We start from the raw sequence: 12,282 nt of genomic DNA, 5'->3' as shown, positions 1-12,282 counted from the left end.
TCGAATCGTTTCCCATACTCGATCTGTCACTGTACTTTTGATACACAGAGATCGGAACTCGTGTATAATGAATTGTTGTCTGATATTTGTCACAATGTCAGACATAACATCTATTACTGGCACTCTTGTTATGACAGGCATCCAGTCAACGGTTCGTGGCAAGTGATCGCCTCAACGACCGTTTGATGTTGTCAGGGACTATGCCAATACGTAACTCAAACACAACGCGACGTTCACTTCTTCAGAGTACGACACTTGCTCTCATCGGTACGGTTGCTGGTTGTCTCGGACAACCGGAACAAGAAAACTCGACTGGGAAGAGTACAGATGCTGTCAATACCACAGCGCAAACAAATACGACGAACACGTCGAATGCGACCCCGGACCGTTCTCTCTTGACAAACGCGACACCACGTCGACCGCGGATGCCTCCATCAACCGCAACAGTAACAGAGAACAATTCGTCAACACAAACTCTCCAGACGTCGACATCCACCACGACAGCAACACCAACCGGAACAGCAACAACAACAGATACGTCGACCCTGACTCCCACTCCGACGTCGACACCGACGCCAACTCCCACGCCGACACCGACGCCGACACCAACCCCGTCATTACAGTTCCCGTTTCTCGATTCGGTGTCGGGAACTGCAAAGTTCGGCGTCGATCTTGCGGCGAGTCCGGTGATGGGATTCGATGAAGCTCCCGTTATGGTTCTCTATTGGAGCGATTATCTCTGTCCGTTCTGTCAGCGATTTGCTCTCAAAATCCATCCGAAACTCGCCAAAAACGAGGTCAAGGATGGACTTGCTCGGTTTGCGTTTCTCGAGCTACCAAACATCGGGAAGAACTCGTGGCCTGCGGCGGTGCTAGCGAAAGCAGTCTGGACGACGGTGGCGGGTGATAATCCGAACCACTACTGGGATTGGCATCACGCTGTCTTCAAACAGCAGGGATCGAAAGGAAGCGGGTGGGCTGAGCGATCAAAGCTTCTCGATATCACAGAGCGTGTCGGCATCGACGTAAACAAAGTCAAATCGAACATCGATGCCCACCGCAAACAATTTGAACGGCAGGTCAGCAACGAGACTACTGCGGCGAATCAGGCGTCGATCCGTGGGACGCCCGCGTTCTACATCTACAATCGAAAGACGAAAAAGTCGAAGACAATCATCGGAGCACAGCCGTACTCACAGTATCGATCGGCGATTCGTTCGCTTGCAAAGTAGCTTTCGTCGATCGGTGGTTTCGAGGAGATTTCCCGATCGGGATCGTTTGATACTCGATAGTACGAATGCCCGCCACCGGTATCATACAGCCACACTTTCCCCCTTCACTGCGTCCATCTGAATTCATGTTGTGACACATCTCTCGCCCGTTTCTTACAGTAGTGCTGTCCCGACGGACGTATCACTGTTGGTGTGCCAGATCAGATATCTCATGCGACAGTTCATCGTTCTCGGGCACGATGCCCCGACGGCTGCGACTTTCTCGCTCGACGATATCGCGGGTGGAGCAGGGCGATTAGACGTGCTTTGCCGGTGTGTCAACTCTGCGTTCTTCCTCTCACACGCGATTCGGACGGATGTGCGCTGTCGGCTCGTGCTTGCCGATACGTTCACGATCCGTTTTGAGGGTCAAGAACTCCGACGGTTGAATCCTGACGAACGGAGCACGGCCGCTCTCGTTCGCAATGCGCTCGAACAGCGTGAGAATGCGATTGGGCATATGGAAACAGAGACTTCTCCTGGTGTCTATCTCTCCCGACTGGGAACCGAGGAGACGTTCGCAAACGCAGCCAAAGAGGGTACCGTGATCGAACTGCACGAAGACGGACAGCCGATCAGAGAGACAGAACCACCGGACGATCCGGTGTTCGTCCTCTCTGATCACAATGATTTCACGAGTGCCGAGACCGAGCTGTTGGAGAACACCGCCACAACTCGTGTCCGACTTGGACCCGAACGCCTGCACGCAGATCATGCGATCACTGTTGTGCAAAACTACCTCGACACAGCGGGCTACACAGCGTACTGAGTATACTCAGAAGATCGATCGAACCCGGAACCGTTAACACTACGCTGCTCTCATTCTGTGGTACGGGCCGGTGGGGTAGCTTGGTATCCTTCGGCCTTCGGGTGGCCGTAACCGCAGTTCGAATCTGCGCCGGCCCATCAACAGCATACCCCACTCTCTTTCACCTTTCTTCAATCCAACTTTCACTCTTGTAGTATAGTCCAGTCGAGTGCAGACGCACTGGTCTGTTCTGTATCGCGCTGTCGTTTGATTACGCAAACTGGTGGAGCGCAACCGGCTTGTACGAGCACAAAAAGTAGATGATATGAGCGACCGGAACGCCGCCGTCACGCGAGCGACCGCGGAGACGGAAGTCGAGGTGACGCTCGGTATCGATGGCGACGGTGAGACGACCATCGACACCGGCATTGGATTTTTCGATCACATGCTCGAATCGTTTGCCAAACACGGACTGTTTGACCTCACTGTCCGCTGTGATGGTGATCTCGATGTCGACGATCATCACACTATTGAGGATGTTGCCATCACGCTCGGGGAGGCACTGGAGGAGGCACTTGGTGATAAGCGGGGAATCGTTCGCTTCTCCGACCGGCGCATTCCATTGGACGAGGCCGTCGCAAGCGTCGTTCTCGATGTGAGTGGCCGTCCGTTGTTCCAGTTCGAGGGATCGTTCTCTCAATCTCAGGTTGGGGAGATGACGAGTCAGATGGCTAGTCATTTTGCTCGCTCGCTCGCGATGAACGGTGGGTTGACGCTGCACGCGAGTGTCGAAGGCGAGAACGCTCATCACGAGATCGAGTCGCTGTTCAAATGCCTCGGTCGCTCACTCGATGATGCGACGCGACTCGACGAGCGGCGGACGGACACGCCGAGCACGAAGGGAGAGCTTTGAGCATGTTCGATGAGATTATGGGAAAGTTCGAGAACAGCCCGAGCCAGCAGGCTGTCATTCGACTGTTGCTCGAACGGGGCTTCTCCGTGAACGATGAGGGCCGCGTCGTGTCGGGCGGCATCGAGATCCCGAACACGGGGATTGCCCGCGAGATCGATGTCGACCGTCGAGTGGTCGACGCGACGACCGATGCGATCCTCGAAGACGAGAATCTGCGGCGAATCTTCCAGAACATCTCTGCTGTGCCCTCGTTGAAAGCGCTCGCGCCAGTGCTCGATCTCACTGTCCTGACTGTGTACGTGATCGACGCCGACGCCCCCGGTATCGTCGCAACCGTGACGAATCTCATCGCCGAGCAGGACATCTCGATTCGACAGACCGTTAGTGAGGATCCCGAATTCACAGACGAACCAACGCTCTCGATCATCACCGACGCGACACTCCCCGGTGATCTCATCAACAACATCAGAATGCTCTCGTTCGTCCGGAAGATCGAAATCGAGTAACGATCGTTTGGACCGACAACAGAGCGCCGACGTGTTCGTCGGTAGGCTCAAGGACTGACCGACTGTGGATTGCCCATGAGCGACTCCAATCCCAACTCTATTCTCAGCCACGGCGAGCGCGTTGTTGCAGAGCTGCTCGCAGACGGACTATCGACAGAGGAAATCGCTGCTACCCGTGACGTCTCACACGAGGAAGTAGAGAAATCGATCGACCGCATCTACGAGAAGACCGAACGAGCGCTCGTAACGCTCGCGGAAAGTCCATTCACCACCGAGGTGGGAGTAAAAAACGAGGAAACGAGAGCCAATGTGGTGAAAGCATTCGACGACGATTCGGAGGGAGGCTCTTCCAAGCGAGCGGATTTGTAATTGCAATACTGACCGAGACGGCTCATCGCAAGTGGGCCCGTCTCGGGATTTTATAGCGGGAACGAGAAACATACTATACCTGCCCCCGTCCAGTCAGTACGTGCTGGCATGCATTCCAGAGCCTATCTATGAGATATATGACCGTCGTCGTGGACGTAGAAGAGGCACCCACCTCTCCGGATGCGCCTTCTGTGGCTGAACCGGGCGTGATTCGCGAGTGTCTGTATCACTTCAATGTCCTCTCAGACGGGACGATCGTCATGCTGTCTCAGTTCCGTGGCGATCTCGATCGCCTAAGGGAACGCTGTGACAGGGCCCCGAACGTGCTTCAGTACGATGTTCCCGAGCACGGAGATGGACTCGCGTACATTCATTGTGTGGTGCAAGAGCCTCTGAAGTCCTTTCTCCCGATCTTCCACGAAGCCGAGATCATTATTGATATGCCGATCGAATTTCTGACCGACAACCGCATTCGGATGACGTGTATCGGAGCGCACGAACCCTTGCGTCAGGCTCTCACCACAGCATCGGAGATTGTGTCGATCGAACTCGAACAGATGGGCGAATATCGGCCCGAACATCGTCGTCTCGGCTCGTTGTTGACTGAACGCCAGCGCGAGATTTTGAGCACAGCTGTCGAACTGGGCTACTACGAAGTTCCGCGAAACGCCGTCATCAACGATATCGCCGAAGCGATGGAGCTTAGTGTTGCAACAGTTGGTGAACATCTCCAGAAGATCGAAGCAACAGTGTTGTCGCGTATTGCACGCTAAGTGGGAGCTTCTGGAATCCGTCGAACACGAGTTCTCAGCCCCTAAACGCGGCACTGAGAACGATCGCACCGAAGAGCAACAACACGAGTGCCGTAACAGGTTGACCGCTGCCGACGATGCGATAGACGGCGTATCCGAGTCCAGCGATGACGGCAGCGGTTATCGTGCTGGCTGCGACGTGGACGACGAGCGCACGCGAGGTATCTGCCGTCCGACCGAGCGTCTCTCCGAGGTCAATTGCCTGCATTCCGGCGTCCCACGCGAGGACGGCCGCAGCCGTCGCAATCAACAGCGGTTCGGGTTCAACTCCCGCGAGCCCAGCGACGATGACGCCGATCACGAGTCCCCCCGCGCCGACCGTTACGATGGCTCTCGTCCCACGAACGGTGCCGGCAACGACGAGGAGCGTTCCGATCAGATTTGGAATGAGTGCGAGTGGGATCACGGTTGCGAGCACAGCCACGATAGCGAACAAGCCCGTGAGACCGATGCCGAGCCGCGTGGGACGCGTCTCGATCGCCGTTGCTGTCACGCCGACCACCGTTGTGCTGCCCCATCGATAGCAGTTTGGAGCGGCTCTGTGCCCCAATCGACAACGCGAATGCCATCGTCCCGCAGCGACGAACACCGAAGCGACCGATCGATTCGTCCGAGGGTCTGGCCGGCTGTTCGGTCCGTCTGGCCCATCGCTTCAGTTTCATCCACTTGTTCTGTGCGCTGGGCAGTTGGATCGGGACTGAGAACCGTCACGTGATGTCCGTGGGCGTTCAGTCGGCGAGCGACGATTGTGGCGTAGGCGTCGGACAGTGGTGTGCAGAACACGACTTGTGCATCAGTTGGCAGTAGACGGCGGAGGCGACGCAGCTTCATCATCTTGAAAAACGGCTCATCAGGAGCGGTTGGTGAGAGTGCTTCGTGTGTTGCAAGGAGGGTTTCCGCCCGTGCTCTGTGGGTGTTTCCACTCCCGGGAGCGAGCCAGCAGTCGGTTGGTGAGAGCCCAGCAACACCGACTCGGTCGTCGGAAGCAAGAAACCCATCAAACAGTGCGCCTGCGGCCGTAATCGAGCGCTCGATCACGGGTGAGTCATCGGAAGCGAGGGCGGTGTATGCCGATTCGCGCGCATCGATGAGAATCACGACTGTTGCGGATCGTTCGCGTTGAAACTCGATGGTGCTGAACTCGCCGGTTCGCGCGGCCCGATTCCAGTCGATTCGGTTCAGCGGATCGCCGTGACGATACTCTCGAACGGTGTGAAACACGACACCGCTCCCTCCGTCGTCGGTTACAACTCGACCGGCGCTTCCGGTTGTCTGTGCCGACAGCGGAAGCGATACTGGTTGCATCGTCGAAAGCGAGGGGACGCAGGTGATCGTGCTCTGGTCGCTTACTTCGAGCCGTCGCTCTGCCGTGCCGCTTGCGTCCCGTGCGATGGCTAACGACGGAGTGAACTGATGCACGCCACGAGACGCCCGAACAGCGTACTCGAACTCCGCGGCTTTTCCCGGTTTGAGTGCGGTTCCAAGCCGTGGCGATCCGCTTTCGACCGTGAGTGCTGGCGGAACGCCATCGATGAATCGGAGATCTGAGAGCAGGGAGTTCCCCGTGTTTTCCACTCGTACGGTGACACGGACAACCTCCCCGGAGTCCGGTGATCGATCAGAAAGCTGCCGATCAACAGAGAGGTCGATGGTCGGAGGCATGCCTGCGCGTGAGACGGCAGCGAAGGCGATGCCGATGACGCCCGCGAGGACAAGCCCCGGTTGGTTGGCGAGAATGCCAGCACCACTTACGACGAGCGCGACGGCGTTCACACCGCGCCACCGATCAGTCCGACGACGCTCACCGCTCATTGCTCACCGTCCTGCCTGGTTCAGTTCGATCTGCGAGCGCGGTGATTGCCCGGCGTGCTTGCTGTGAGAATGCAGCCTCGCGGATCACTGTCATCCGGAGCCGGTCGGTGAGCGGCAGGTGAAACGCATCGACAGAGGCGAAGAAGGCCGCCGCAACCGGGTCCGCTGTCCACGAACCATCCTGCAGCCGTTCACGCGCACGCTCGGGTGAATCACCGTCGTAGCGAACGAGAATTTCGATCGCAGTCTCGGTTAGCCGCTCGCGTATCCGCTTTCTGTCTCGGACCCCACCTGCCCGAGTACGGCGCGTAACGTCCGTGAGTTGGGTGTCTAACTCGGTACCGAGAACGGACGCGACCGATCTGCATTCTGGATCTGGAACGTTCGGATTGGTGATGGAACGAGTGAAACGGCTGTATCCGGCACGAACCGATTCTATAATCGCTATCCCTCCGATGACGACGACGAGCACGGACGGGAACGAAATTCCGATGCGGGCCAGCACACTCGGATCAGCAATCACGATGACACCGAAGAGAGCAGCGATAACTCCCGAAGCGAGAAAGAGGCGATTCATGGTACTGTCTGTATTATCCGTATGAGTGATGTTATTATTTTTCTGTATATTCTCGTTCGATTCGGCGGAGGGCTGCCAGTGCTCGCTGTTCGCGTTCCTCGCTAACGTCAACGTTTCCATACCGGGTTGCTTCGAAGAGCGTCGTTAGTTCCTCGACATCATCGCGCGCCATTCCGGCGGCGACGGCAGCGGAAGCGAATTCGCCGGGGGTGCTAGACTCGCTCTGCAGATCGAGTTGCTCTGTCATTTCCTGCCAAGCGCGATAGATCGCGTTCGAAAGCGAGGCGTCGGTTTCGATTCTGTCCGCTACTTGCCCTGCAACTTCCCCAATAGCAGCGGATTCTGCCGTTTCCGAGTCGTCGGACGTAGACTCATCGCCAGCAGTCAACGGGGTATTCGAAAGTGGACTATCACCCGTTGAACGGACAAGAAGAGTCAGGGCGACGATGATCGCAACCGCGAGAAGTCCAAACAGCAGGATCGACGGTTCGCTCACTACTGGATCGACGGCTTTCTCCGCACCTCCGGTCACACCGCTTGGAACGGATCGTTCGCTACCGATGAGTCCGTTCTGTGACGACGGTGTCGTGAACGACTGGAGAGCGTAGTACAGCCCGATGAGGAGCACCGACAAAACCACTATCATAGCGATAGCCGGGAGTAATGATCGCCAATCGCGTTGATAGATCATAATCGCGAGCCCAACGAGCCCAATCAGCAGAAGCACAGCGAACAGCAGTTGAAGGACCCCAGTCTGTGGCGAAGACGCTGTTGTGGACGTGTTGAGCGACGGTGACCCGAGATCGAACGTCGATCCATCACCCCCTGCGCCGATATCTTCGCTCGTTCCCCGGTTGCTGTCTTGGTTCACGGAGTTGAGCGTTGCAGCGGCTGCTCCGAGCGCCAACACAGCGAGAAGTGCAAGGGCAAGCGGCGCAATCTGATCTCTGTTCACACGGTGGTTACTTTCACTCCAGCAGTAAGGATGCTCCGGCTAGCACCGCAAAACGTTGAAGGAGTGACCGCTCTCATACCCAATATGCGCCTCGGTGTCATTTCTGACATCCACGCGAATCGGGTCGCGCTTGATGCCGTAATGGATGCGATGCCGAATGTCGAGTATCTCGTTTGTGCGGGCGACGTGATCGGCTACAATCCACAGCCCTCCGAGTGCGTCGAAGCGGTTCGTGATTCGATCCCGTGTGTACAGGGCAATCACGACCGAGCGATCGATGCGCCAGAACAGTATCGCTCGAACGAGATGGCCTACGAAGGACTGCGCTATGCGGCTGATCGTCTTAGCGAGGAGCAGCGTGAATGGCTTCGAACGCTCCCCGAATCGAGATCGCTGTTTGAGGGGCGTGTCCGAGTGATCCATAGCCATCCGTCAGACCGGGGTCAGTACGTCTGGCCAGCACGGTTTCCGTCGCTCGAGCCATACCTCACCGAGAATGCGGAAGACGTGCTGATTCTGGGCCACACTCATGTCCAGCATCACGCGATGGTCGGCGATACGCTCGTTGTCAATCCTGGAAGTGTCGGACAACCCCGTGACAACGATCCGCGTGCGGCATTCGCTGTCATCGAACTTGACGACCGGACGGTCGAGGAACACCGCACCGAGTACGATATCGAGTGCGTTAAAGACGCTATCGACAATGCGGAACTTCCGCAACGAACTGGACGTCGGCTCGAAGTCGGGTCGTAACCCCATTTGACGACACTGTTCACAACCGTTTCGGACCGTTTCATACAGTTTCAGAACGAGTATTCCTTGCCTGAAAAGCGCGCAAAGAACAGAAAAGGTCTATGTGTGGTGGCAGTGTGTGTTACGATATTGGTAACAGAATGTCGGGATACCCGCTTTCCGGGTCAAGAGTGTACCTGGTCATGCTCGCGTGTATGCTCGTTTTGAGTGCCGGCATTGTGAGCGCAGCACAAGTCGATATGTCGGTCGATGAATACACGCTCACAGGTGACAGCGTCCTCGAAACAGAAGAAGATATAACGTATGTTACGGGCTGGCAATCATACTCTGTTGAGGCGACTGTCGAGGGAGACCCGGGCGCATATCAAGCTTGCCTTGTGATGGGGGATGCGGTCGATGAACGCGAGATAGAGTGCAAGGTGGTCGGTGTGAATGCCAGCCAATCGGAGACTGTGAACTTCGAGAAGTCCGAGTGGCCAGAGAACATGAGTGGTCGGCAAACCGTCTCTCTTGTCGTCCGTGACACCAACGCAAGCGACGAACCCATCACAACATCGAGCAAGCAAGTGAACATTCTGGGCGAAAACGGTGATTACGATGGCGATGGTGCCAGCAACCGAGTGGAAATTCGTGAAGGGATCGAACCCAGAAACGATGACACAGACGGTGATGGACTGAGTGATGGTGAAGAGTTGAAATTACCAACTGCGCTCCCAAATAAGTCGGATACTGATGGAGACGGATTGAGTGACGGGATCGAGGTCAACAAATACGACTCTAGCCCAAACGAAATAGACACCGACAAAGACGGACTGAACGATCGAGTTGAAGTGAACGTCCACGGGACTAAGCCACACAAAGCAGACAGTGACAATGATGGGCTACTCGATAAAGCAGAGTTGAAGGAGCACGGATCAGATCCAACGACGAAACACTCTGACGATGATGGTATTCCGGATCAAAAAGAAGTAAACATATGGGGAACAGACCCCAACGACGTCGATTCCGATAGCGATGGACTTAACGACGATGTCGAGGTGAATGGGCCGACTCATCCGAATGTCCCGGACACAGATGGTGATGGACTCACTGATGGTGAGGAACGGAATCAGTACCATACCAGACCGGACAAAGTGGATACAGACGGGGATGGCGTCAATGACGCCGACGAAATAAAAGCAGGGACGGATCCAAACGGACAGAAACTCTTCTTGTTCTCCCCGATGGAGTATCCGATGGAGACAGCGGTTACTATTATTGGTGCATTTCTCGCTATCGGCATCGGTGGGAGATACTTGTGGCAGCGTCGCAACACTCCGGAATCGACACATCAGGTCGAAAGCGAGATACCGCCTACTGTCTCGAATCCGACGCCAATCAAAAATGTGAACTCCGACGGCGAAGCCACTGAAACAACAGTCGTCAATCGTGAGCCACTCACTGACGAGGACCGTATCCAGCAACTGCTCGATGAAAGCGGCGGCCGATTGCATCAATCGGAGATCGTCTCGCAAACCGGATGGTCGAAATCGAAGGTGAGTCGACTGCTCTCGCGGATGGAAGAGGATGGTCTGATCAGCAAAATCAGCGTCGGACGCGAAAATCTCATCGCTCGTTCGGGCGACGAACCGAGACACGCCGGTTCGGCGTTCGAGGACTGACCGTACTGTTTTATCTCATTTTTTCTGTGGCTATTGCGTGTTTCAGAAATTGTGTGACATCCCTACTGCGATGAATATCAACACTGATCGTCAGCGTACGGGAGACGATGGTTTACTGACCACAGACACAGGTGAGAAGCAGCTCATCCCATACCTGAATACCTACATAAAATAATAGCTTCATCAAACATTCGGTTTTGGCGAGCCAAAATCGAAGCCGTTTTGAACCTTTAGGTCAGCCTAAATAGCGATGACGGACTCAAATACCTCTCGTCGAGGATTTTTGCGCGTTGGTGTAACCGCGGCGGTCGGCAGCACGTTCCTCGCCGGGTGTTTAGATCAGATGAATGGTTCAGATGGATCGGAAAACGGATCAAAGACAACTGACGGGTCTGGTAGCTCTCAGTCGACTGATGGTTCGTCGAGTGGTTCGTATACGGTGTCCATCGAACCGATGGGTGAGGTTTCCTTCGATGGCGTACCGGAGACGTGGCTCGCAAACAACGGTAGTTGGGCTGATATGGGTATTGCTCTCGGCCAGAAACCACCAGAGGGAGTATGGCTCACCGATCGGTATCACACCCAACTCTACGACGAGATTCCCGGTGTCTCTGTCGATAAGAGCAACATGATTGACCTCTATACCGACGGTATCAGCAAGGAGGTGTTCTACAAGACCGCGGCCGACGTCCACGTGATGGATCCGAACTTCATTCTCAATCGATTCAAAGGTATGGATCGCAATGACATCGACGGGATCACGAAGAACGTCGGTCCGTTCTTCGGAAACAGTATTTTCTCGCAGGGGTACAAATGGCACGACTACCCCTACTACACGCTGTATGAGGCCTTCGAGAAACTTTCGAAGATGTTTCAGGAAGAACAGCGCTATTCAGCGTTTAAGAAACTCGACGAGGAACTTCAGCAGAAGATCAAGTCTAACCTCCCACCGAAGAAAGAGCGCCCGAGTGTTGCGCTCTTTTGGGCCTCTGGCAACGAACCCAAGGAATTCTCACCATACATCATTGACAAGGGGACGAGCTTCAAACAGTGGCGGGATCTCGGCGTACGCGATGCGCTCGCGGCGTCAAACGTGAAAAATTTCCACACTGCGCGCGGACACGTCGATTACGAGACGCTTTTGAAAGTCGATCCAGAGGTGCTGCTCTTCCGTGGACACGAAAGTCAGACGAAAACGGAGTTCGAGAACACCATCGTCAAATTCATGAAAGAACATCAGGTGGCGAGCCAACTCCAAGCTGTCAAGAACGACAAGGTGTACCGAGGCGGTCCCCTCTATCAAGGTCCGATCACGAATCTCGTGCTGACACGACGAGCCGCAAAACAAGTCTACCCTGATGTGTTCAAAGACGTGACGCTGTTCGATCCAAAACGAGTTGGAGACATTGTCAACGGCAACATAGCGCAGTAGTGTTTTAGTCATCGCTGGAGACGCACGCTGTCTTCGCAGTCAAACAGCGAGCTACCGAAGTTCAATTCAAGCTGACGACTATCATCAGAATATCGTCGGTACCGAGAACGAGACGAATTAGAGCGAAAATATGTGGCATTGATTCTGTTTACGATAAGGGGAACATCGGTCGACTAATATTTCCTGATTGAACGTATGCGAGTTTGACGCAGGATCGCACGTGGTGTCGTGTGCTTCATCTTTCGGAGATTGATTCCAAATCATACCGTGGATTTAAATCACTTACCTGTATAACGGGATATACGTTGAACAAGACCTTCAGGTCGACCTCGTCATTCTGCGTGCTGGTGTAGTGTCGCTACACGAGCATTACGCAGAGCGAAACAGGTTCGGCCGGCTCGCCAACTGTGTACGGTTCGACAACACGATTGAATCCGTGGTTGTCGGGACGTTTCGCTTTCTGGCACTTGGCT

13 protein-coding genes and 1 tRNA gene are annotated in these 12,282 nt (G+C 55.2%); 10 read left to right on the top strand and 4 right to left on the bottom strand.

Annotated elements, in window-relative coordinates:
- The first annotated feature begins 200 nt into the window (after window positions 1–200).
- From MW898_RS14115 to MW898_RS14085, 7 genes are all read left to right on the top strand, one after another.
- Entirely contained in the window at window positions 201–1,232 is a 1,032-nt protein-coding gene (locus MW898_RS14115; RefSeq protein WP_248908340.1) for a DsbA family protein, read from the top strand.
- A 211-nt stretch (window positions 1,233–1,443) separates the two neighbouring features.
- Entirely contained in the window at window positions 1,444–2,040 is a 597-nt protein-coding gene (trmY, locus tag MW898_RS14110; protein WP_248908338.1) for a tRNA (pseudouridine(54)-N(1))-methyltransferase TrmY, read from the top strand.
- A 64-nt stretch (window positions 2,041–2,104) separates the two neighbouring features.
- Window positions 2,105–2,177 (top strand) — tRNA-Pro (locus MW898_RS14105).
- Window positions 2,178–2,344: 167 nt separating this feature from the next.
- Window positions 2,345–2,932 (top strand): imidazoleglycerol-phosphate dehydratase HisB, encoded by a 588-nt coding sequence (gene hisB / locus MW898_RS14100; protein ID WP_248908329.1) that lies wholly within the window; start codon window positions 2,345–2,347, stop codon window positions 2,930–2,932.
- 2 nt (window positions 2,933–2,934) lie between these two features.
- Window positions 2,935–3,438 carry a TrpY family transcription regulator gene (gene trpY, locus MW898_RS14095; RefSeq protein WP_248908327.1) on the top strand — a complete coding sequence of 168 codons (504 nt, stop codon included), beginning with the start codon at window positions 2,935–2,937 and terminating at the stop codon, window positions 3,436–3,438.
- 75 nt (window positions 3,439–3,513) lie between these two features.
- A complete protein-coding gene (locus tag MW898_RS14090) occupies window positions 3,514–3,807 on the top strand; it encodes a helix-turn-helix transcriptional regulator (protein ID WP_248908326.1) in 294 nt (97 codons plus the stop codon).
- Window positions 3,808–3,944: 137 nt separating this feature from the next.
- Window positions 3,945–4,580, top strand: coding sequence for a helix-turn-helix domain-containing protein (locus tag MW898_RS14085; protein WP_248908325.1), 636 nt, complete (start codon window positions 3,945–3,947; stop codon window positions 4,578–4,580).
- Window positions 4,581–4,614: 34 nt separating this feature from the next.
- On the opposite strand, the gene MW898_RS14080 is transcribed toward MW898_RS14085, so the two are convergent.
- The 4 genes from MW898_RS14080 to MW898_RS14065 are packed head-to-tail and all read right to left on the bottom strand — an operon-like array spanning window position 4,615 to window position 7,963.
- A complete protein-coding gene (locus MW898_RS14080; protein WP_248908323.1) occupies window positions 4,615–5,112 on the bottom strand; it encodes a DUF7519 family protein in 498 nt (165 codons plus the stop codon).
- On the bottom strand, window positions 5,109–6,431 hold the full coding sequence (locus tag MW898_RS14075) for a DUF58 domain-containing protein (protein ID WP_248908321.1): 1,323 nt from the start codon (window positions 6,429–6,431) through the stop codon (window positions 5,109–5,111). The genes MW898_RS14080 and MW898_RS14075 overlap by 4 nt, the downstream gene beginning before the upstream one ends.
- Entirely contained in the window at window positions 6,421–7,008 is a 588-nt protein-coding gene (locus MW898_RS14070; RefSeq protein ID WP_248908319.1) for a DUF7269 family protein, read from the bottom strand. The genes MW898_RS14075 and MW898_RS14070 overlap by 11 nt, the downstream gene beginning before the upstream one ends.
- A 34-nt stretch (window positions 7,009–7,042) precedes the next feature.
- Window positions 7,043–7,963, bottom strand: coding sequence for a DUF4129 domain-containing protein (locus tag MW898_RS14065; protein WP_248908317.1), 921 nt, complete (start codon window positions 7,961–7,963; stop codon window positions 7,043–7,045).
- Window positions 7,964–8,047: 84 nt separating this feature from the next.
- On the opposite strand from MW898_RS14065, the gene MW898_RS14060 reads away from it, so the two are divergent.
- The 3 genes from MW898_RS14060 (at window position 8,048) to MW898_RS14050 (ending at window position 11,809) form a co-directional block, all read left to right on the top strand.
- A complete protein-coding gene (locus MW898_RS14060; RefSeq protein ID WP_248908315.1) occupies window positions 8,048–8,716 on the top strand; it encodes a metallophosphoesterase family protein in 669 nt (222 codons plus the stop codon).
- A 182-nt stretch (window positions 8,717–8,898) separates the two neighbouring features.
- Window positions 8,899–10,377 carry a helix-turn-helix transcriptional regulator gene (locus MW898_RS14055; protein ID WP_248908313.1) on the top strand — a complete coding sequence of 493 codons (1,479 nt, stop codon included), beginning with the start codon at window positions 8,899–8,901 and terminating at the stop codon, window positions 10,375–10,377.
- Between the two features lie 250 nt (window positions 10,378–10,627).
- Entirely contained in the window at window positions 10,628–11,809 is a 1,182-nt protein-coding gene (locus tag MW898_RS14050; RefSeq protein ID WP_248908311.1) for an ABC transporter substrate-binding protein, read from the top strand.
- The last annotated feature ends 473 nt before the right edge of the window (window positions 11,810–12,282 follow it).

Source organism: Halocatena marina (genome assembly GCF_023276375.1).
In the GTDB taxonomy this organism is placed as follows: Archaea; Halobacteriota; Halobacteria; order Halobacteriales; family Haloarculaceae; genus Halocatena; species Halocatena marina.
Note: the sequence above shows the minus strand (reverse complement) of the source record. Positions and strands in the feature narration are given on the sequence as shown.